The sequence below is a fragment of the Dissulfuribacter thermophilus genome (assembly GCF_001687335.1).
In the GTDB taxonomy this organism is placed as follows: domain Bacteria; phylum Desulfobacterota; class Dissulfuribacteria; order Dissulfuribacterales; family Dissulfuribacteraceae; genus Dissulfuribacter; species Dissulfuribacter thermophilus.
In genome coordinates, this window is record NZ_MAGO01000002.1 from 161,381 (window position 1) to 182,879 (window position 21,499).

The following is a 21,499-nucleotide window of genomic DNA, read 5'->3' on the forward strand; positions in this document are numbered from 1 at the left end:
TGGTTTTAGTTTACTCAAATGATACAGCTCTCCAAACCGTAATTAACAAGAGTTCAGCGATTATGTTAAACGAGCTCAGACACTGTCTGGACATCTTTATCTCCCCTACCAGAGAGGTTCACCACCACAACCTGTCCCTTTTTTAGACTACTAGCCATTTTTATTAGTTGAGCTACTGCGTGTGCACTTTCAAGGGCTGGTATGATCCCCTCTATCTCTGAGAGGAGCTTGAAGGCCTCCAAGGCCTCATTATCGTCTACTGCCACATAATCTACCCTTTTTTCATCTTTTAAGGCGCAATGTTCTGGCCCGACTCCTGGATAATCGAGTCCTGGTGCAACAGAGTGGGCTCCCTTTATCTGCCCCCACTTATCCTGCAGGAGATAGCTCATGGCACCGTGAAGGACACCAGGTGTTCCTGCACTCAGGGTTGCAGAATGATAATCGCTGGTCAATCCCTTGCCTGCTGCCTCTACGCCAATAAGCCTCACTTCCTCATGCCTCAAGAACGGGTAAAACATACCCATGGCATTGCTACCGCCACCTACACAGGCAATACAAAAGTCAGGTAACCGTCCTATGGCCTGTTTGATCTGCCTTTTGGTCTCTTCACCAATCACGCTTTGAAAATCCCGCACGATCTTTGGATAAGGGTGAGGTCCAACTACAGATCCAATGACGTAGTAGGTATTTTTAACATTGGTAACCCAGTCCCTAATGGCCTCATTTATGGCATCCTTTAGAGTCTGGGTCCCAGATTCCACAGGGACGACACGGGCACCTGTTAGTTCCATCCTAAAAACATTCATAGCCTGGCGCACTGTATCCTTTTTCCCCATATATACAGTGCACTCGAGCCCCATCAATGCCGATGCCGTGGCAGTGGCTACTCCATGCTGACCTGCCCCAGTCTCTGCAATGATCCGGGTTTTCCCCATCCGCTTTGCAAGGAGCACCTGACCTATGGTGTTATTGATCTTATGGGCTCCAGTATGGGTTAGGTCCTCACGTTTTAAAAATACCCTTATACCCCCTAAGTGCTCACCAAGGCGCTTTGCCTCGTAAAGGGGCGTAGGTCTACCAACATAATCCTTGAGAATGGCCTTAAACTCTTGCCTAAAATTCTTATCTTTTTTGGCCTCATTATAGGCCTCTTCAAGCTCAAGGAGGCACGGCATAAGGGTCTCTGGTACATATCTCCCTCCAAAGATTCCAAAATGCCCCCTTTTGTCCGGTCTAGCCATGTCAAATATCCCCCACAAATTTAATCAAAGTCCAAATCTACGTGCGATTATAATAAAGTCTTTTACACGTTTAAGATCCTTTTTTCCAGGTCTTTCCTCTACACCTGAACTTACATCAACCCCAAAAGGCTGTACACAGGTGAGTACTTCGTCCAGATTGGAGGGATCAAGCCCTCCAGCAAGGATCACTGGTCTTTTAAACATACCACACAGCCTTTTTGCGAGCTCAAGATCAACCCTTTTCCCGGTTCCTCCATAGCTTTGAGCACACCATGCATCCACAAGAAAACCACGAACATAGGGTTCATAGACCTTAAAACGATCTAGGTCATCATCGGCCTTCACCCTAAGGGCCTTGACCACCCTTTGTGGAAACAGCTTACAAAATTCTGGCGATTCATCACCATGAAGTTGGACAATGTCGATCCCCGCCTCTCTAATTGCAAAGTCAACTAGATCTTTTTCTGGATTTACGAAGACACCAAAGGTGCTTATCCCAGGAGGAAGTTCATCAACCATTTTCTTGACTGCTTCTATACCAACCTGCCTGGGACTCCTCGCAAAAACAAATCCCACAGCATCAGGCCTAAGGGATGCAATAAGCTTTAAGTCTTCTAGGTTTGTTATTCCACAAATTTTGATCACGATCTGTGAAGGTAATCTTGTTTTCTCTATTCTTCAATAGACTGAAGCCAGTTTATGAAATATGAAGCAAATATCATTTTCAACTAAGTGAAAAAAAGCACCTTTTTAGCCCCCCCTTTTATTTAATAAAATTTATGGTATTCCTTATTTCTTGGCAGGAATACATGCTTACATGCTGAAAAATATTACCTAAATCCTGCAATTGGCGAGTTTGCCCAAGATTCAAGGCGCGAGGGGCGAAGACGTACTTAGGTACTTCGAGCCCCGAGCAACAAAGAAGATTGGGTAAAATCGCCAATCCCGAAGGGCGACAAAAGGGGGCAAAAAACACAAAATATGGATTCGCCCAAAAAGTGAATTTGAGGAAAGGCTAAATATTGGCTAACCCCCTAATATAATCGTTCAAAATTCATTTTTGCCCCCTTTTGCCGTGCAGGATTTAGGTATTAGCTGAAAATATTTATGAATATTTAGGTCCTATGACAACTCCAAAGACAAATACTCCAAAAAGACTTCAATTTCCAGGTGACGAAAGGAGAAACCCTTGGCTCCCCTTACTCCTTGAGGCCTATTATTGGGGGGATAAAGGGGTCTATGAAGGAATCAAGAGGAGATTAAAAAGGGGGGAGAAACTCGCGTGTAAAAAGGGCTGTTCGTCCTGCTGCCATACTCATTCAACGATTCCGGTCTATCCCCTTGAAGTCGTAGGAATCTATTGGTTTGCAGATCAAAAAATTCATGGAGAGATTAGAAAAAAGCTCTCTGCAAAACTCTTATCACACACATCCAAAGGCCCCTGTCCTTTCTTGATCGATGGGGCATGCTCAATACACCCAATGCGCCCGTTGGCGTGTAGACACTTCAATGTATTTAACAAACCCTGTGCCGAGGGTGAGGACCCATTTTTTACTCGCAGACGAGACGTCTTGACCCCAATTGAATCCTACAAGGAAAAGGCATTAATGAAGATGCTTCCATTCCATGGAATAAAAGACAAAAAAATAGCAAAAGATACAGTACGTTCAGGCATCATCAACCAACAGGTTAAAAACCTCCTTGAGATTGATTGGAAAAATCTCGGTATTCGTCTGAGTTTATCAGTCAAGCTAAAATAGGCAAGAATTAGGGGTCATTTTAAACATGCTTGTTCCAATAAAATTAAGAGGTAAAGTAAAAGAAATCTTAAGTCGTTCTAATATCCAAATATTTAACCTCAATGCAATCGACAAAAAGTATAGAGACCTTCTCTTGTCTGGCAAGATCCCGGTCTTGATAATCTTTGAAAATGAGACAAAAAAGGGACGAATTCACGATCTCGGTAATGGTAATATTTCAGTAGAAACCTCTGAGGAAATACCAATATATATTAAAAAGGGCAATACTGTAGTTGTAGTATTACCAGTAAGTCAAAATAGAAGATACATTCTTCAAGGCATAGTTACCAACCGCTACATCAATAGTGTTGAACTTACTATCCTTGACCCACGTACTGACAAGCGCTTTAATGTATTTGATAAAAACATTTCAGTAGGCGTACACTTTTTACCTGAATCCATAATCCACGGCATCACCTATGAGACTTTATTGATACTGCGCGACATTAATTACGGAATGGAAGATCAAGACCGTTTAATCCAAGAAAATGCAAGGCATAGGGCCCTAGCAATGTCAAAAGATACTACTATTGATACAAATAATTCTATATCACAGATTAAAGATCCCAAGGACCAAGATGATTCGAACGATAAATCCAGTTTCACATATAGGGCAAAGGATTTCTGTATTGACTTGGCTACAAGAAAGATTCACCCTGAATTCCAATCTCTAAAGGATTCTGAACCCAGTTTTTTCGGTACCATGTATGACATTTCAAAGGGGGGACTCAGTCTCTTGTGTCCAGATGGACAAGAAGGCATGGACTCAGGCACTGCCATGTTAGTGACGGCCAAATTTCCTCTGGATGATGTATTATGGTTTGACTTCTCTCTTCTCGGCATTGTTAGAGGAATAACCCAAATAGACGAGGGCAAAAGACTACATGTCATGTTTTTTAAGGCCCTACCAGAACGAACCCAGAACCTCTTTGAAAGAATGATGCAGTGAACCTTCCACTATAAATTGAAACACTCAACTTTCTAAATTTATAAGGGAGGGTAAATACAAAATTTGCAATATATACTAATGATTTTTCAGTCTTGACCTGGATTGAAAGAAAATAACAAGACCTGAAAAGGACAGTCCAATAATGCCCAACCCAACTACCATTCGATAAGCTAGGCCGTACCAGCCACCTCCCCTATGTACTACTCCTATCAATGATTCAAAAACAGGACTGAGGGCATCGTGCTCGGCATGAACATGTTCTACTGGAATACTGACTTTTTCTTTCTTACTTATATTATTCCAATTCCGAACACTAAGGTATAGGCCAGTAATTGCCTGTAATCCTAAAAAAATGGACAGAGCCACACCTAATATCCTATGGATCTTTCTTATTTTAATTTCTTTCATTCGAATACTCCTAAAAGATACTTAGAAGGAATGAACAAAGATGGGACGTTCAGGCATATTTATACAAATCACCCCCAAAAGACATAAACACTTTTCATAAAAATAATATGTTCTTTTAAAAATAAATACAACTAAATATTTGATATAATCAAAGGAAAAAGAAAAAATAACTGCATATTATGGCAATCATGTCCTAGATATAGGTCGGGTATTTGGCTGATTTTCTTTTATGAAATTAAACAATTAGACAAATAAGATTGGATATATAAATAGTATATCTCAATCATTGACAATTACTTGCTTTTTTCTAGACAAAGATAACTTTTTTTTATATGGTAAATTAATAATATTATATGAGGGAGGTTTTCCATGAAGCTTTTTAAACAAATTTTGTACCATGTGTTACTGTTTTCAGCTGTTGTCTTTTTAGGCAATGTTTATGCAGAAGAAAACTGTATCACATGCCACAAAAAAATTAGTCCAGGCCAGGTCAAAGACTGGAGTGTTAGTAAACATGCCGAAAATGACATCACTTGCTCTGTTTGCCACGGAGATGAACATAAAAGTAAGGCTGACGTCAACAAAGTAATTCTTCCAGACGAACACAAGTGCGCTGAATGCCACGAAGAACAATTTAACCAGTTCAGAAGGGGAAAACATCAGTTCGGCTGGACCTCACTGAATGCCCTTCCCATTACCCATGTTGAGCCGGATGAATTGATGGAAGGTGGCCGTGGATGCGGGGGCTGCCACAATATGGGTATAAAAACTGAGGCCCAAAAACAGGAACAGCGCAAAAAGGGCTATCGGTACCAAAATAATTCCTGTGACGAATGCCATACGAGACACAGCTTCTCAAAGAAAGAGGCGTTGGATCCAAGGGCATGTCAGCAATGCCACATGGGATATGACCACCCACAATGGGAGATGTGGAGCAGTTCAAAGCATGGTTCAAGATGGTTTGCAAAACAAGCAGGAAACCTCCCCAAAGATGCACAGGCCCCCAAATGTCAGGACTGCCACATGCCCAATGGCGATCATGAAAACCGTACTGCATGGGGCTTTTTGGGTGTGAGACTTCCTTTACCCAAAGATCCTCAGTGGGCAGCTGATCGAGTCACTATTTTAAAGGCCCTTGGGGTACTAAATCCTGAAACCGGAAAACCCACTGCCCGCCTAGAGGCTGTAAAGGCGGTGAAGATGGTACGACTGACAGAGGAAGAATGGCAGAAGGAACGCAACAGGATGCTTGATATATGTGCAAAATGTCATTCAAGAACATATGCCAAGACCCAACTTGATATGGGAGACAATATCATGAAGAAAACAGACAGAATGCTTGCCGAGGCCATTGATATAGTAGCCGGGCTCTATAAAGATGGGATCTTGAAAAAGAGGCCTGACCAACCATTTGCCTACCCTGATTTCCTCTATTTCATGAGGACCGATTTTAGCGCCCCTAATCCCAATAGCTACAAAACAATGGACAAAGGCATATCCTACATCGAACAAGTGCTATTTCAAATGTACATGAAGCACAGAATGCGTACCTATCAAGCCTTCTACCACGTAAATCCAGATTATGCATATTGGTATGGATGGGCAATGATGACCAAAGACCTAGGAGAAATAAAGGAACTCGCAGACCAGATGAGGGCAGCTGCAAAAAAATAAAAAGAGACTGCTCATGACCTTAATTTTTTGAGTTTTGAGTGTTGAATTTTGAGTGTTGAGTTGAAGGAAAAGAACTTTAAAAGGTGTTCTGCAACCAACTCAACACTCAACACTCAAAACTGAAAACTTTTTTAGGTTTTGCCTTTGTCGTGATTCTGACCTGGGAACGAGGAGAAAACCCACTGTCTCAACTGTTTGCTAGACTCAGCTTTTAAGGGCCGCCTTTTTTAAGTCCGAAATCTCAATTAGGTGATATTTATATTTTATCTAATATGTTATATTAAAGTTTATAAGATGGATTTGATAACAAAGGAGGAAAATCCAAATGAAATCTAGTGTTCGACTCACACTACTCCTATTTTGTCTGGGTATGCTCCTATCATCTAATGCCCTTTCTTCCAACATTATCACTGGAGCAGGAGCAACATTTCCGTATCCACTTTACTCAAAATGGGCACATACCTATGCCAGAGAAACAGGAATCAGGCTCAATTATCAATCCATAGGATCAGGTGGAGGTATACGTCAAATAAAGGCACATGCAGTAGATTTTGGTGCATCTGACGCCCCACTTGAGGCCAAGGAACTTGTTTCGTCAGGGCTTATACAGTTTCCAATGATAATTGGAGGAGTAGTTCCAGTAGTAAATATTAAAGGCCTCAAGGGAAACAATATAAAACTGGATGGTGAAACATTGGCACAAATCTTTCTCGGTGAAATCAGGTACTGGGATCATCCAAAGATAAAAGGCCTCAATCATGGGCTAAACCTTCCACATTTAAAAATCTACGTTGTCCATAGATCCGATGGATCAGGTACTACTTGGATATTCAGTAAGTACTTGGCCTCAGTGAGTCCACAGTGGCAGAAAAAGGTTGGATTTGGAAAGGCCCTGAGATGGCCCACTGGCATCGGAGGAAAGGGAAATGAAGGAGTAGCGGCATACGTTAAGCGCCTAAAGGGGGCCATTGGCTATATCGAGTTTGCTTATGCCAAGCAGAACCACCTAACCCCGGTGCTTTTAAAAAATAAGGATGGTAACTTCGTAGTTCCAAGCATTGAGACCTTCCAGGCTGCTGCTCAAAATGCAGACTGGCTCAATACCCCAGGCATGGGTGTAATCCTAGTAAACCAGCCAGGCAAAAACTCTTGGCCAATAACCGGGGCCTCATTTATTTTAATCCACAAGGTTCAAAAGGATAAAGAAAAGGCCCTTACTATGCTGAAATTCTTTGATTGGTGTTTTAAACACGGGCAACAGATGGCAAAAGATCTCCTATACGTTCCAATTCCCGAAAATGTAGTACAAATAGTAGAAAAAATGTGGGCAAGAGAGATCCTTGTAAATGGGCAACCCATCTGGACGATACAATAAGAAAAAAGAGATTGAACTAGACCTCTTCCATTGTAAGGGGTGTGGTGCATGTGTTGAAGTGGCACCAGAACACTTTGTGATGGATGAGGACAATGAGCTTCCAAAGGTTATCGACTCAATTGTAGAAGGAGAACATGATGATCTGGAACAGGCCATGGCCATATGTCCCATGGCCTGTATTCAGATCAAGGAAATTGAATAACTCAGCTACTGTTTAAAGTTACTAAGCTATTTATCCTCTGTTAAACCATCCAATAAACTCTCCTCAGCACACCCCCTTCCATCGAAAACGAAATCTCTTCTACTTTAATTTGGATCACCCTCTACAAATTTAAAATTTATTACACAAGGCTAAAAAAAATTTAAGTTGCTTTACCACACAGTCGATAAACACAATATCTTGGAGGAAAAAAGGATGGCGGGTATTTCCACTATAACTCAATCTCTTAACTCATTGACAAACCTTACAAATAAAATTTACGACAGTCAGAAAAGGCTTCAGGAGACCTTCAGTCCAAAAGACCATACAAAGAACGAATCGACATTTGAACCATCAAAAGAAATAGTAGAACAAATTTCACTGACAAGGGCATTTGAGGCAAACTTGAAGGTCATTGAGACAGAAAATGAAAGAATAGGCACTGTAATTGACATAAAAGTATAACTAATTTTCTCCACAACCCAAAAAGGCCGGCAGGATAAACCTACCGGCCTTTGATGTCTTTAAATTATATTCAACTGTTAATGATCTATAGCGGCTCCGGCACCCCTTGGAGTCCTAATGGAATCCACAAGATCCTGAATTTCTTTTGGAGGAGCCTTTGTTACCATTGAGACCAATATAGTTACTATGAAGTTAATGAGCATACCTACAACACCGATACCTTCTGCACTGATGCCTAGGAACCACGGCTTCATTCCAAGGAACTTAACCTGGATAATATAGACAGCCGTGAACACTATTCCGGAAATCATACCGCAGATAGCTCCCTCCCTGTTGGTCCTCTTCGAGAAAATACCGAGGATTATGATTGGGAAGAAGGATGAAGCCGCAAGACCGAATGCAAATGCCACGACCTGCGCCACGAATCCAGGAGGATTGATTCCAAAGTACCCTGCAATACACACCGCAACTGCGATCATGATACGGCCCACTAATAGTCTCTGCTTTTCAGAGGCCTTTCTATTGATCATACGGTAGTAGAGGTCATGAGATATGGATGAGGCGATGACTAGGAGCAATCCTGATGCAGTTGAAAGTGCTGCAGCAAGACCTCCAGCTGCCACGAAAGCAATAACCCAAGCGGGGAGATTTGCAATCTCCGGATTTGCAAGCACCATTATGTCTCTATCTATGTAGAGCTCGTTTGGATTTGATGTGAGCTCATTTTTTACGAGGCGCTGTCCAAGAGGACCAGTACCCTCTGCAAATACTGGTTTACCCTTAAATGGTTTTCCTGCTCTATACTGAATAATACCGTCTCCGTTTTTATCCACCCATGCTATAAGACCTGTCTTTTCCCAGTTTTTGAACCAAGAAGGAGCTTCCTGATAGGGCTTATTATTTAGGGTGTCTATCATGTTGTAACGAGCAAAGGCTGCCACTGCAGGAGCAGTTGTATAAAGAATTGCTATAAAGAGGAGTGCATAACCAGCGCTGAGCCTTGCAGCCTTGACACTGGGAACTGTATAGAACCTGATGATAACGTGAGGAAGACCAGCGGTACCGACCATAAGTGCCAGAGTAATACAAAATACGTCGAGCATAGACTTTTGTCCCGGGCCAAATGCCGACGTATATTCAGCAAAACCAAGATCCCGGTTCAGTTGATCCAGGACTTCTAACAGATATTTGCCTGCATGTTGCCCTACTTCTACGTGACTTCCAAGTCCGATCTGTGGTATTGGTGTGCCTGTAATCTTCATGGCAATTGCAATGGCAGGAATAAGGTAGGCAATAATCAGGACTGAGTACTGAGCCACCTGGGTCCAGGTAATGCCCTTCATTCCTCCAAGTCCGGCGTAGAAGAACACGATGACCATACCTATGAGGACGCCTGTATTAACGTCAACTTCAAGGAAACGGCTGAAGACGATTCCAACACCGCGCATCTGGCCTGCAACATATGTGAGAGATACGAAAATAGCACATATTAAGGCCACTACGCGAGCTGCATTTGAATAATAACGGTCTCCAACAAAGTCTGGAACTGTAAATTTCCCAAATTTCCTAAGATAAGGTGCGAGCAATAGGGCTAAGAGCACATAACCACCAGTCCATCCCATTAAGTAAATTGAACCAGTGTATCCCAAAAATGAGATGAGACCTGCCATTGAGATAAAAGATGCAGCACTCATCCAGTCAGCAGCAGTAGCCATTCCATTGGCAAGGGCTGGAACACCGCCTCCAGCTACGTAAAATCCCTTTGTATCTTTAACCCTCGATGCCCATGCAATAAATATGTATAGGCCAAAGGTCAAACCCACCATTATGTAAGTCCACGCTAATATTGACATCATTCCCCTCCTTCTCTCCTTAAGTCACTTTTTTACTCATGAACATCATAATCACGGTCCAACTTATTCATGATCTTATAGTACACAAAGATTAAGACGACGAATACCAGTATTGATCCCTGCTGTGCAAACCAGAATCCCAACGGAAAGCCACCGAGGTGAATGTTATTTAATGGCTTCACAAAGAAGATACCGCAAAAGTAGGAAACCACTGCCCAGATACACAACAGGACAGAAACTACGGAGATATTTTTCCTCCAGTATTCTTCAAGTCTATCTTTCATCTCTATCCCTCCTTTCAAAAATTTTGTACGAGGATAGTGGAATCAAATTTGAATGTCAATATGTCACTAAAAAATCCACCTCCAACTCCTACCTGCCATATAGAGATCTTTCATGGTTTCAAATCCACCTGATCTCAATTTCTTAACCAAAAAAAGGAATAGATAGGCTGTTTGGTAGGCGTCTTCCAGGGCATCATGAGGTTCAAAATCCGGGAGTCCATATTCCTCAGATAGGTCTTCTAAATTGAAAGAAATTCTGTAATTAAATTTGTCATAATAATTTCCCCACTGCTCTTCTTTATATAACTGAGCAAGCTTCATAGTATCTATACACGGATTGTGAATAGTACCCCCAAGATATTGTTTTAAGGCCTTATTTAAAAATCTTACATCAAGGCCAACATAATGGCCAACCAAAAAACTTCCATGACAGAAGGAAACAAATTCAGGTAAAACCTCTTCAATGCTATGGGCCTCGTTTAGAACATCTGGTGTTATCCTGTGAATCAAGGTGGCTGCCTTTGATGGAAGATTTTGGGGGCGAATGTAACAATGAAAGTTTTCTCCTGGGACAATTCTAAGATTTCGCACTTTGACAGCACCGATGCTGACTATTTCGTCCTTTCTTAAATTAAGACCAGTGAGTTCTGTATCAAAAACTGTAAATTCGTAATCTTTAATTGGCCTTGATTGATCAAACTCCAAAAAAAAACGCTGGTTTTCTACAAGAATAGGATGAACATCTTTTGTCCTGTGAAAGAGACGAAATAGACCAAACATTTACTCACGATACTGGATAAAGTTCCTTTATGAAGGACTGAATCCTCCCAATAACGGAGAAGGCCTCCTTTAGCGTCTTTTTTTCTAGTTCTGTAAGATCTCCTGGATCTATAAAATTGTCAGGCTCTTTACCATCTTCAAGAAGCCTCATTTGATGAACAAGCCTGAGCTGCATCAAAAATTCATATGCATCTTTTGACTCTAAAAATATATCTCTAGAAATGAAATCTTTTTCATAAAGTACTTGTAACCTCATAAGGGTATTGGTCTCTTTGATGCCATGTCTAAGACTCATCAAACGAGCAAAATCCACGAATGGTACAATCCCACGTGTTTTTAGGTCCAGTCGATTCTTGTGTTCACCATCTTTTTCAACAATGAAATTCCTAAAAAAAGTAAGAGGAGGCCTTATTGCCAGACAGTCCCCTGCAAGTTGATATTGAAAAATAGAGTATTTTTGGGCCATTTTACTTAGGTGGTCTCTGAGAGAACGGCCTAGGTGTAGGTCTCCAAAACCCGGCCTAAAGTCAAAAAATATAGTGGCGTTTCTTACTTCATCTGGCTCAGGTCTTTTTATCCATTCGTCAAAATAGCCTTCCCACGTCCTATAGGGCTGGCACCACCGTGGATTCGAGGCCATGATGTCACCTGGACACCTTGGAAAACCACATTTTACTAGATGCTCAATGGCTTCTTTTCCAAAATTACGGAAATATTCTTGCGCCGCCTTTGAAAGTTCCTCGTCTGCCGGATCTTCATATATCAGGGCATTGTCCTGGTCTGTCCTAAATGTCTGCTCCTTTCTCCCTTCACTGCCCATAAGCAGCCAGCAATAGTTGACTGGAGGCATTCCCATCTCATCCTGTAGAAGGGTGAGCAGTTTTTCCAATATCAGGTCGTTTAAAATAGTAATGACCCTAGTAATATTATTTGACCTAGCACCTTCATCTAGGAGATTTCTGATTATAAAGGGGACCTTTTGAGATATTGGATAAAGGTCCTCGATCCTCTGTTTGGATACGATCTCCCGGAAGATGTATAGAGGTGAGCTTCCCTGAAGCACCATTATATCGTGAGCAGTTACTACCCCTATGATCTCCCCTTCCTGTTCTATAGCCAGATGATGCACCTGTTCCTGCATCATGGTTAAAAGTGCGTCAAATGCAACGGTCATTGCAGAGACCTTTTTCACAGGACTAGACATGATCTTTCGCACTGGCTCACTAAAACCAAGTCCTTTGGCAACCACTTTGGTCCTCAAATCCTTATCTGTGACAATCCCTGTGATAGCATCATCCTGTCCCCGTACCAGCAGGGAGCCAATGTGTTTCTCTGCCATTTTCTGAGCAGCAGTTTGGATGGATTCCCCCTGGCCTATTGTCTCTGGTTTCCTTTGAATGAGATCTTTTAACTGTACACTAAAGAGATAGAGTGTGCTTTCTGATTTAGGAGTAATTTTGTGTTTTCTAAGCTCTGAATAGGCCGTTCTAATAAGCTTTTGAGAGAAACTCCTTAAAAAGAACTTTACAACCTTTGGGTACTTTTCCAGAAGCTCAAGAAACTTGTCTTTCTCTATTAGAAAACAAAAGGTATCCTCGACTGTCTCTACATTTAAATTGGCTTTTGAATTCTGTATGATGGGAAGAGCACCAATGTAGGACCCCTCCCCTCGGTAGTCTTTTAAAGTAATATCCCCTTCATCGTCTTTCAAATAGAGTTTGACCCCACCCTTTTGGATCAAATATAAGTGAGAGACTTCGGTTTCATCCTGTTTAAAAATGAGGGTACCTCTTGGGAAAAAGTCAATCACTATGTCTTTCGACAGTTCCTTAAGGGCCTCTTCAGGTAACTCATTAAAGGGATGAATCTTTTTTAAAAAATCAATGATGACCTGTGGAGGGACGGAATGAGGATTTTTCTTGTTATAAACCATACAAAAATCCCTTATTTTATCTAGATTAGTTGACAAAAAACATACTTCATAGTAGCTGTTTCTACAACCAAATTTACGTGATAATAATAACTTGATAAGGAGGTCCCGTCGTGTGTGCGAATGAAACCCAAATAGAAAGTTTGATGCAAGAAGAACGCTTGTTTAGGCCCTCTAGAAAGGACCAGATGAAGGCCCATGTGAAAAGTATGAAAGAATACAAGGCCTATTATAAAGAATCCATGGAAGATCCAGAGGGATTCTGGGCTAGACGAGCTGAAGAACTCATCACATGGAACAAAAAATGGAGAAAGGTACTTCGCTGGGACTTTAATGATCCTAAAATTGAGTGGTTTATTGGAGGGAAGTTAAATGTTTCCTATAACTGCCTAGATAGACACCTAGAGAACGGGAGGAGGAACAAGGCAGCACTCATATGGCAGGGAGAGCCAGAAGAGGACGTTAAAGTCTACACCTATCAGATGCTTCACACAGAAGTCTGTCGTTTTGCCAACGTCCTTAAAAAGCTGGGTGTCAAAAAAGGGGATAGGGTAAGTATTTATCTCCCAATGATACCAGAGCTTCCCATTGCAATGCTTGCATGTGCAAGGATTGGGGCTCCGCATAGCATAGTCTTTGCTGGCTTTAGCGCTTCAAGTCTTGAAAGCCGTATTCAGGATTGTAAGGCAAAGGTCCTTATCACTGCCGATGCAGTGTTGAGGTCCGGTAGGACAATTCCCCTCAAACCAAATGCTGACCAGGCCCTCAAGAACTGCCCCACCGTAGAAAAATGTGTCGTGGTAAAAAGGGCCGGTAATGAAATCAACATGGAAGAAGGTCGTGACCTTTGGTGGCATGAGTTGATGGCAGATGAAAGCATCAAGGATACCTGCGAACCAGAGATCATGGACGCCGAAGATATGCTCTTTATCTTGTACACCAGTGGAAGCACTGGCAAGCCCAAAGGCGTCATTCACACAACTGGAGGCTATCTGACCTATGCCGCCCATACAACACAGTGGGTTTTCGATCTTAAAGATGACGATGTCTACTGGTGTACTGCAGATATTGGTTGGATCACAGGTCATACCTACATCGTATACGGTCCACTTGCCCTAGGTGGAACCTCCCTTATGTTCGAGGGTGTTCCAACATGGCCTGCGCCAGATCGCTTCTGGAAAATAGTTGAAAAATTCAAAGTCAATATCTTCTACACAGCCCCAACTGTCATTAGGGCACTTATGAGGGAAGGAGTCGAGTGGACCCAGAAACACGACCTCTCTACTCTTAGAATCCTTGGATCAGTAGGTGAACCAATCAACCCAGAGGCCTGGATGTGGTATCACGAAAATATTGGAAAGGGTAAACTCCCCATTGTAGACACGTGGTGGCAGACAGAGACAGGAGGTATCCTCATTGCTCCTCTCCCATATGCCACACCACTAAAACCCGGATCAGCTACCCTGCCACTACCTGGTGTTGATGCAGCCATCGTTAGAAGCGACGGAACCCCAGCGAAAAAGAATGAAGGTGGCTACCTCGTAGTTAAAAGGCCATGGCCTGGAATGCTCAGAGGCGTCTTTGGTGACCCAGAGCGTTTCAAGAAACAGTACTTTGACAGATTCCCAGGGATGTATGAATCCGGTGACGGTGCAAGAAGGGATGAAGATGGATATTTCTGGATCATGGGTCGTCTTGATGACGTCATAAACGTCTCCGGCCACAGACTTGGAACAGCAGAAATAGAGTCTGCCCTTGTATCACATCCGTCTGTGGCAGAGGCAGCAGTAGTTGGAATGCCTCATCCAGTAAAAGGCCAGACCATTTATGCATATGTCACCCTTAAGGCAGGCCTAGAAGAGAGCGATGACCTGAGAGCTGAGCTCAGAAATCACGTTAGAAAGATCATCGGTCCTATAGCATCACCTGAGTACATCCAGTTCGCAGTGGGGCTGCCCAAAACAAGGAGTGGTAAAATTATGAGGAGGATCTTAAGAAAGATCGTTGCAGGGGAGACTGAGGACTTTGGCGATACCTCAACCCTCGCCGATCCATCAGTAATAGAAGACCTTATCAAAGGGAACAAAGAACTGACTGGAAACAAATAATTAGAACTTAAATCCTCGAGGAGGGCTGGGAGGAAAAAATGATTTTTTCTCCCAGCCTCTTATTTCTGCCTCTTTAATTATCACGCATCTAGCAACCATTAAAGAAACGATACACCTTTAAGGCCATATTTTTTACTGGGATATAGGCAGCAGGCCCTCTTAATACACTCCCTGTTCCTGTCATATTGAGTACATATGAGATCATGATCCGCCACGAGGTTTATATCAAGATATTTTTCAGAGAATCTCTTTGCCTCTTTAAGGGCAATATAGGATTCCCTTTGACAACACCTTGAGGCGACCCTTTCCCCTATCTTTAGGAGTACTTCTCCCACAATCTTCTGGACAATGGACCTAGCTCGTGGACTCAACGGAGATGAGTCCAATAGGACTGAAAATGCCACTCCAACCCCTATAGCGGCCCCACAAGAGCCCATAAACCCACATGCTCCGCCTGGAACTTTAGAGCCCTTTTCAATGGCAGCCAAAATCTTTTCATCGCCAATATCGCCTCCGAGATTTTTATAGGTTGCGAGAATAATTCCCGGAACCATGGCGTGATGTTCTGGACCATGCATTGGAAACCTTGGATTAGTCCTAATGCGCTTCATAAGACTTATCATGTCTGTTTCTGTCGTATTTATGGCGAGCTCTCTAATCACTTCAAGTGGTTCTTCTACATGACACGAGTCACAGCAAAAGTGTCCCTTAATACACCTTGTCTGGGTCTTGAAAACAGTCCCACAGATATCGCACTCTAGTTTGACAGGGGTATCCAAATAGACAATGGGAGCGCCACACAAAAGGCATCCGCTAGGTTGTTTTGGCCTGATTCGTTCCTTTGGCATTACCTGAGCCAGATTTGGACTAGAGCAACATGAACATGACCCGTCATCTAGCTGATTTAGGGCCTCGCCACTGTGAGGGTCAATCTTTAAAACCAGATCATCAGGAAGGTCTTCGGAAATATCATGGGAAATACCCTTTGTAGTTCCTTTTGTTAGTAAGGTACCATCCTTTAAAAAAAGGCCCTCGATAGGCCCTTTCAACAGGGCATTTATCTTCTTTTCTTTAGGCCGATCCTCTAAGGGCTTTTTGGCTTCGAAAGTAAGGCTGTAAAACCTGTGACCTGAGACCTCCCTATAGGGAAATCGTTTTATTATCTTTGAATGCTCAAAGCCTAAATCCCTCAACATGGAAAAGAGATAGGACTGAACAAGGGCTCCTCCCAGACACTCGCCAACAAGGACCTTATTTCCCCGTATCCAAGGCATTGGTTCACACTCTGTCACCACGTCTGAGATAACTATTCTTCCTCCGGGCTTGAGACATCTAAAGGCCTCCTTTAAAACTCTCCGCTTGTTCTTTGTAAGGTTTAAGACACAGTTGGATATAATGCAGTCCAAGGTCCCTGACTCTATGGGGATATCCTCCAAATGGGCCTTTATAAAACTGATGTTGTCGTAACCAAGGCCTTTTACTATTGAGTGTTTCCCCTCATTAGCGACCTTTAACATTTCGTCAGTCATATCTAACCCTATCACCCTGCCTGACGGACCAACCTTTTTTGCGGCAATTAGACACTCTACACCAGTACCGCATCCAAGGTCGCAAACGTATTCACCTGCCTGAAGCAGGGCATCCTCCACAGGACTTCCGCATCCGTAAGACCTTTCAATATTCGCCTTGGGCACAAAATTTATCCCTTCTATCCCTGAAAGAGTAGGATTCTGGATCTTTTTGTCGGGTTCTTTCACTCGTCTTGAATAAAATTCCTGAACAAGCCCCCTCTGATCCCCTTGCCCCATAGAAAGTAGACAGTTTGAATGAAGAAAATTAACATCTTTAATTTCATGACATTCAAACGAAACATCACCCATCTTTAAGACAACTCCCATGTTATTCTCACGCTTTGGGAGTCCATTACACTCAAATTTGATAGCATATTGAATCATTGCTTCATAAAATGGGGAGTTGGGATCAGGATTCAGTGAAAAGCCTTCATGATTTTTGAGGGGCTCAAGACAATGATCAATATCTCCTCCTCCTGTGAGGAAATGCCATGGATCCTCTCTCATCTCTTGGGAATCAATGAGGCTTAAGGACCTGATCTCCTCCAGTTTAGGGGAAGTTTTCCATATGTCCAAAAGGTCTTCGCCGCCTTTTAAAAGTTCTCCACACAGAAAACCAGGTCTGTCAACTGTTGCAGGGGTTGGCCAGACCTTTCCATCCGGTCCAACACACAGGGACTCCCATCCCGCACTTCCAAGATCATAACGAGTGCCAGGAGGAGAAAAGACTTGAGAGCGTATTGCATCGAGATTGTCCACCTCTATACCAAGGCAATCAGCCTCCTTGAGAAAAGAGGCGAAGTTTTCTATGAGCAATTCATCTTCAGAGACTGAGAGCCCAGTTCCTGCCCCCTGATCAAAATGCCAAAGGAGATGACACCCAGTAATCCCCAAATCCTTTAGTATATGAAGAGTCTCTTTTATATGATGGATAGTAATTTTATTTACGCTCATTGCGCAGGTAACAGAAAAGCCTCTTTCAATCAACGACTCTATTCCTGCCTTTGCCCTGTCAAAGCTCCCTTTCCCTCGAATAGAATCGTGAATATCTTTAGGCCCTTCTAAACTGACCTGAAAATGGATCCTGTCTTTTTTCAAAAAAGAAAAATCTTTTAAAAGATCCTGGCAGAGAAGCCCATTTGTAAGTACTGCTATCTTTAAATTGGGGATATCCATGCAGTACCTTAAGATGCTATCGAAATGGGGATAAAGGAAGGGTTCACCCCCTGTAAAACAGACTACATTAAGTCCGTGATCAATGGCCTTTTTTATGGCCTTTTTTACTGTATCCTCTTTTAATGTCCTATTTCTCGCCCTAAATTCAGAAAAAAGGCAATGTCTGCAGGAAAGATTGCACCTGTCCAAAAGGTGGAACCATAGCTCACGTAGGCCCTCTAGCCCCTTTCCTTTTCTACCTTCGTATGGAGAGACAGGTGGAATGGTAATCGACCCCAAAAAGTGCCGCGCCTCAAAAAAGGCCCGTTCTGGTCCAATGCTAAAATTGATAAGGCTCCTTACAATCTCTTTTTCACATAACTTTTGAATATCTTTTAAAATGGTATCTGCCCTTTCATTAACTACAAACCAAAAAGGCACCTCAGGAAGTACGTAGGTCCTGTCCCCTACCCTCTTTAAAAAAAAGGTCTTGAATGGTCATATTTGCCACAGGCTCCTTTTTAAAAAACTAAAAATTTTGTTTACGGCTCCATGGACCAAAAAATAATTGATTAAAATCTAACACTATACCATGCCACCAGAGCCACAATGTATAAATGTTCTATTTCTCTATTTAGAACAAAAAAACTCTCTTCTAAAAGGCCTCTTCCTCAGTACAAAATGACAGGCTTTATAAGGCTAACCTATAGAAAAAAGAGAGCATTTTTTCTCAGACAAGAAATAGGGGGATGCTTAGAGCAAAAAGATTTGGCATGAATCTAGACCTTATTATTAAATAAGTTTTTTATAATAAGGACATTTTTCCTTCCTACATCCATGGGGATGAAACGTATCGTAATTACAAACTATTCTTTGTTCAGGTCTAGTCAGCGAAATATTTAGTTCTTCTTTCAAGAATTTTAAGGCTATTTCCAACGATTTCCATGAATAAGCTTTACAACAGCTTGGGCCAGTAAGCTCAGCGACTGCCTGAGCAATTTTTGCTGTCACATTCATGGTTGTCTTTTGTTCTCTGTCAGTACCGCATTTTGCCCCTAATAATATGGAAAAACATCCACCAATTGCAGGGACAATTCCGCATACTCCAGTTAAACCACAATAGCCACTAAAAGCCTGTTTACTAATTCTCGAAAATACTTCATCAAAAGTATCTTCTGCTATGGTTGTTTTTCCTGCATTCTTAATGGCTGCCAAAAGTGATCCTGCTACCATAAAGGCATGATGGCAGCCTAGCATTGATATATTTGGAGATTCCAGTATTGATTCAAATATGTGAAAAGGGTTGTCGGAAGTTGTGGCCAAACATATTTCCTTTGTTTTTTCAATGGCTGGTCTATTGTGGCAATCTTCACAGATAGCATGACCTTTTGAACAAATTATATATCCTAAAAATTTTTTCCCACAATAATAGCATATAAATCTCTTCTCTTTTAAATGATATTCAAGGGGTGCACCACATATCAAACAATCGTTTATTTCGGTTTTCGCCAGATCTGGCGAACTGTGGTTTGGCTGTCAGCAGCCAGTTGTAATGGGTTGTATCTTACCTATCATAAGTACCTCTTTGAGATTTTTTTCTAAATTTCGCTATTGAAGTTATGTAATATACAGGTGCCGATGATAGCGTCTCCTGCCATGTTTAATCCTGTACAACTCCAACTCATCTCCCCCATAATAACTCCACACCTCATCCCACACAACTCTGTGCCTACAGTTATATTCCCCTCCACCAGTAGACCCAGATTATGCAATCTGACTCGATTGAGTTCTTTCTAGAACCACTCCCTTAATATCTAACGGTTAGGTCATCTTGGGCAAAAAAGGCTGTCCAAGGGCATTGGCAAAATCCAGGACATCTTCTTCACTACCTCTAAACGGACCACCTTTTTCTAGCTTCATGGTGGCCGTCATCGCCGCAAATTTACCTACTTCATCAAGTTTGGTGGTTTGCTCCCTATAAAAGAGATAACCAGCCATGTAAGTGTCACCGCATCCTGTCGGATCAATGGTACCTAGATCCTGAGCTGAATAACTCGAAATCCAGTATGACTTACCTTTGGAGTAAATCAATGATGGATTACTACCACAGGTTATAACGACTTCTTCTACACCGAAGTTTGACAATTCAACGGCAATTTCTGTTAGATTCCATTTAGTAGATAGGATTCTCGCCTCTTCTTCATTGGCCTTTACTATGTTCACTAAAGCAAGCACTTCTTTTTTCTCTTCCCACACTACATGCCTCACTTGTGTCCAGCCTCGCCCCCTCTTTACAAAGTCCCTCACAAGTCCTTGCACATCGAGGGAAACTGTTGATCTGTCTGCTAGAAACTGTATTACCTCAAGGGGAATATCATATTTAGTCAATGGGCCAAGGTGGAAAATTCTCGCTTCACACCCTGATACATCCGAGACAGTAAACGGCTTAGCCACCTCTTTCACCCATTGTACCCTTGTATTGGTGTCATCTGAGTACAAATTCTTGAATGTCGTTGTCCAGTCACTCTCTCCTAAGAAGACGTGGATGTCCTCTTCCTCTAATTCTCTTAAAAGAAAGGTATCCTGATCATTTATTTTAGTGATCACGGCGACACTCATACCCAGATTCTTCAAAGCGATAGCTGTATAATAGGCAGTTCCTCCAGGCATTTGAAATTCACCGTCAGCGCTCTTTACTATGTCCTTCGTTATGTGTCCAACAACGCAAACATCAAACATCATTAGTTTCCTGTTCTTTTTTCCTGGTCAGCTCAAAAGAGCCTGTTTTAATGTGTAATATCTAGCTTTTTTCGAAATTCATTTTCATTATATACTTTAGATACCAAAATAACGAATTTACTATCGAGTGCCATCATTGATCATTGACCAAGTGTGCCAACTAATATAGCTCAATTCCTACTTATCTTTTTTCTTCAGACCAAAAGTGTTTTTGAAAAAATTTACTGAATAGAAAGCCATAATTTTCCATGGCTTTATTATCTCTTTTTTTCACAAAAAAAACGGCATTCTTTTTGCAAATAAAATTTAGGAAATGTCTCTAATTAATGGAATCCGGATAGGAATGGATTCTATAAGGTCAGTTCCTTAGCAAAAAAAATGGCAGGCAAAGGACCATTCCGGGCCCTGTTGAAGAAAAACTTTTAACAGGAATCCGGAAGAGGGAGTTTAATCTACAAAAAAAAGGAGGAAGTCTTAATGGTTGAGATCAAGAAAATTTTATTTCCAACAGATCTTGCAACAAGTTCTGAAAAAGTCGTGCCTTATGTAAAGCTTATGGCAGACAAACTAGGTGCGGAAATACATATAATTCATGTAATGAGGAGTTTGGAGGACTTCGGTTTTCTAGATGTAGTTTCAGAAGACTATTCTGAAACGCTTTCTTCCTATGAGAAGGAACTTCGTGTAGGCACTGAAAAGGCACTGGACAAGTTCATTGCAGACAATTTTAGTGATCAAAGCAATGTTCAAAAATTTATTACCATTGGTGATATCATAAATGAGATAATTGATTATGCTGATAAAAATCAGATAGATATGATAATAATGGGTACACATAGTAAAAAGGGCCTTGAAAAAATTATGTTTGGTAGTGTGGCAAATGGAGTGGTAAAGAGAGCCGATTGTCCTGTACTTACAGTAAATCCGTACAAGATGGATTAATAAGGAAGATTCTTAAATTATAAT

At 41.8% G+C, this 21,499-nt stretch carries 18 protein-coding genes; 8 read left to right on the forward strand and 10 right to left on the reverse strand.

From position 1 onward, the window contains the following. Positions 1–65 precede the first annotated feature (65 nt). Positions 66–1,244: a tryptophan synthase subunit beta gene (gene trpB / locus DBT_RS02685; RefSeq protein WP_067616184.1), complete on the reverse strand. Its 1,179-nt coding sequence runs from the start codon at positions 1,242–1,244 to the stop codon at positions 66–68. A gap of 24 nt (positions 1,245–1,268) precedes the next feature. Continuing rightward, positions 1,269–1,889, reverse strand: a complete 621-nt coding sequence (locus DBT_RS02690) for a phosphoribosylanthranilate isomerase (RefSeq protein WP_161939891.1) — start codon at positions 1,887–1,889, stop codon at positions 1,269–1,271. Between the two features lie 479 nt (positions 1,890–2,368). On the opposite strand from DBT_RS02690, the gene DBT_RS02695 reads away from it, so the two are divergent. Both DBT_RS02695 and DBT_RS02700 read left to right on the forward strand, forming a co-directional pair. After that, positions 2,369–3,004 carry a YkgJ family cysteine cluster protein gene (locus DBT_RS02695; protein WP_067616188.1) on the forward strand — a complete coding sequence of 212 codons (636 nt, stop codon included), beginning with the start codon at positions 2,369–2,371 and terminating at the stop codon, positions 3,002–3,004. 25 nt (positions 3,005–3,029) lie between these two features. Further along, positions 3,030–3,992: a PilZ domain-containing protein gene (locus DBT_RS02700; RefSeq protein WP_067616190.1), complete on the forward strand. Its 963-nt coding sequence runs from the start codon at positions 3,030–3,032 to the stop codon at positions 3,990–3,992. A 75-nt stretch (positions 3,993–4,067) separates the two neighbouring features. On the opposite strand, the gene DBT_RS02705 is transcribed toward DBT_RS02700, so the two are convergent. Continuing rightward, a complete protein-coding gene (locus tag DBT_RS02705; RefSeq protein ID WP_067616192.1) occupies positions 4,068–4,400 on the reverse strand; it encodes a hypothetical protein in 333 nt (110 codons plus the stop codon). A 369-nt stretch (positions 4,401–4,769) separates the two neighbouring features. Between DBT_RS02705 and DBT_RS02710 the strand changes: the two genes are divergently transcribed. The 4 genes from DBT_RS02710 (at position 4,770) to DBT_RS02725 (ending at position 8,113) form a co-directional block, all read left to right on the forward strand. Beyond that, entirely contained in the window at positions 4,770–6,074 is a 1,305-nt protein-coding gene (locus DBT_RS02710) for a multiheme c-type cytochrome (protein ID WP_067616193.1), read from the forward strand. A 325-nt stretch (positions 6,075–6,399) separates the two neighbouring features. After that, positions 6,400–7,449, forward strand: a complete 1,050-nt coding sequence (pstS, locus tag DBT_RS02715) for a phosphate ABC transporter substrate-binding protein PstS (protein ID WP_067616195.1) — start codon at positions 6,400–6,402, stop codon at positions 7,447–7,449. Continuing rightward, the gene (locus DBT_RS02720) at positions 7,421–7,651 is read left to right on the forward strand and encodes a ferredoxin (RefSeq protein ID WP_067616196.1); all 231 of its coding nucleotides are present in this window, start codon (positions 7,421–7,423) and stop codon (positions 7,649–7,651) included. Before pstS ends, DBT_RS02720 begins: the two co-directional genes overlap by 29 nt. Before the next feature lie 213 nt (positions 7,652–7,864). Continuing rightward, positions 7,865–8,113: a flagellar basal body rod C-terminal domain-containing protein gene (locus DBT_RS02725; protein WP_067616198.1), complete on the forward strand. Its 249-nt coding sequence runs from the start codon at positions 7,865–7,867 to the stop codon at positions 8,111–8,113. A gap of 77 nt (positions 8,114–8,190) precedes the next feature. On the opposite strand, the gene DBT_RS02730 is transcribed toward DBT_RS02725, so the two are convergent. From DBT_RS02730 to DBT_RS02745, 4 genes are all read right to left on the reverse strand, one after another. Next, positions 8,191–9,966: a sodium:solute symporter family protein gene (locus DBT_RS02730; RefSeq protein ID WP_067616200.1), complete on the reverse strand. Its 1,776-nt coding sequence runs from the start codon at positions 9,964–9,966 to the stop codon at positions 8,191–8,193. A gap of 32 nt (positions 9,967–9,998) precedes the next feature. Then, on the reverse strand, positions 9,999–10,250 hold the full coding sequence (locus tag DBT_RS02735; protein WP_067616202.1) for a DUF4212 domain-containing protein: 252 nt from the start codon (positions 10,248–10,250) through the stop codon (positions 9,999–10,001). 66 nt (positions 10,251–10,316) lie between these two features. Beyond that, a complete protein-coding gene (locus DBT_RS02740) occupies positions 10,317–11,030 on the reverse strand; it encodes a 3'-5' exonuclease (RefSeq protein WP_067616204.1) in 714 nt (237 codons plus the stop codon). A gap of 4 nt (positions 11,031–11,034) precedes the next feature. Continuing rightward, positions 11,035–12,963 (reverse strand): DUF294 nucleotidyltransferase-like domain-containing protein, encoded by a 1,929-nt coding sequence (locus DBT_RS02745; RefSeq protein WP_067616206.1) that lies wholly within the window; start codon positions 12,961–12,963, stop codon positions 11,035–11,037. Between the two features lie 143 nt (positions 12,964–13,106). Between DBT_RS02745 and acs the strand changes: the two genes are divergently transcribed. After that, positions 13,107–15,068, forward strand: a complete 1,962-nt coding sequence (gene acs / locus DBT_RS02750) for an acetate--CoA ligase (protein WP_067616311.1) — start codon at positions 13,107–13,109, stop codon at positions 15,066–15,068. Between the two features lie 98 nt (positions 15,069–15,166). Here the strand turns inward: acs and DBT_RS02755 are convergent, their stop codons facing one another. From DBT_RS02755 to DBT_RS02765, 3 genes are all read right to left on the reverse strand, one after another. Next, positions 15,167–18,235, reverse strand: a complete 3,069-nt coding sequence (locus DBT_RS02755; protein ID WP_067616208.1) for a DUF5714 domain-containing protein — start codon at positions 18,233–18,235, stop codon at positions 15,167–15,169. Positions 18,236–18,586: 351 nt separating this feature from the next. After that, positions 18,587–19,279 (reverse strand): DUF5714 domain-containing protein, encoded by a 693-nt coding sequence (locus DBT_RS02760; RefSeq protein WP_083186575.1) that lies wholly within the window; start codon positions 19,277–19,279, stop codon positions 18,587–18,589. 336 nt (positions 19,280–19,615) lie between these two features. Beyond that, a complete protein-coding gene (locus tag DBT_RS02765) occupies positions 19,616–20,536 on the reverse strand; it encodes a PfkB family carbohydrate kinase (RefSeq protein WP_083186576.1) in 921 nt (306 codons plus the stop codon). Positions 20,537–21,010: 474 nt separating this feature from the next. On the opposite strand from DBT_RS02765, the gene DBT_RS02770 reads away from it, so the two are divergent. Continuing rightward, the gene (locus DBT_RS02770; protein WP_067616212.1) at positions 21,011–21,475 is read left to right on the forward strand and encodes a universal stress protein; all 465 of its coding nucleotides are present in this window, start codon (positions 21,011–21,013) and stop codon (positions 21,473–21,475) included. Positions 21,476–21,499: the final 24 nt, after the last annotated feature.

Excerpts from the sequence above, each read along its gene's own strand:
- DBT_RS02720 (WP_067616196.1), top strand. The coding sequence starts at position 7,421 with ATGGGCAACCCATCTGGACGATACAATAAGAAAAAAGAGATTGAACTA.
- DBT_RS02740 (WP_067616204.1), bottom strand. The coding sequence starts at position 11,030 with ATGTTTGGTCTATTTCGTCTCTTTCACAGGACAAAAGATGTTCATCCT.
- pstS (WP_067616195.1), top strand. The coding sequence starts at position 6,400 with ATGAAATCTAGTGTTCGACTCACACTACTCCTATTTTGTCTGGGTATG.
- acs (WP_067616311.1), top strand. The coding sequence starts at position 13,107 with ATGCAAGAAGAACGCTTGTTTAGGCCCTCTAGAAAGGACCAGATGAAG.
- DBT_RS02765 (WP_083186576.1), bottom strand. The coding sequence starts at position 20,536 with ATGATGTTTGATGTTTGCGTTGTTGGACACATAACGAAGGACATAGTA.
- DBT_RS02725 (WP_067616198.1), top strand. The coding sequence starts at position 7,865 with ATGGCGGGTATTTCCACTATAACTCAATCTCTTAACTCATTGACAAAC.
- DBT_RS02700 (WP_067616190.1), top strand. The coding sequence starts at position 3,030 with ATGCTTGTTCCAATAAAATTAAGAGGTAAAGTAAAAGAAATCTTAAGT.
- DBT_RS02705 (WP_067616192.1), bottom strand. The coding sequence starts at position 4,400 with ATGAAAGAAATTAAAATAAGAAAGATCCATAGGATATTAGGTGTGGCT.
- DBT_RS02710 (WP_067616193.1), top strand. The coding sequence starts at position 4,770 with ATGAAGCTTTTTAAACAAATTTTGTACCATGTGTTACTGTTTTCAGCT.
- DBT_RS02735 (WP_067616202.1), bottom strand. The coding sequence starts at position 10,250 with ATGAAAGATAGACTTGAAGAATACTGGAGGAAAAATATCTCCGTAGTT.
- DBT_RS02695 (WP_067616188.1), top strand. The coding sequence starts at position 2,369 with ATGACAACTCCAAAGACAAATACTCCAAAAAGACTTCAATTTCCAGGT.
- trpB (WP_067616184.1), bottom strand. The coding sequence starts at position 1,244 with ATGGCTAGACCGGACAAAAGGGGGCATTTTGGAATCTTTGGAGGGAGA.
- DBT_RS02730 (WP_067616200.1), bottom strand. The coding sequence starts at position 9,966 with ATGTCAATATTAGCGTGGACTTACATAATGGTGGGTTTGACCTTTGGC.
- DBT_RS02745 (WP_067616206.1), bottom strand. The coding sequence starts at position 12,963 with ATGGTTTATAACAAGAAAAATCCTCATTCCGTCCCTCCACAGGTCATC.
- DBT_RS02770 (WP_067616212.1), top strand. The coding sequence starts at position 21,011 with ATGGTTGAGATCAAGAAAATTTTATTTCCAACAGATCTTGCAACAAGT.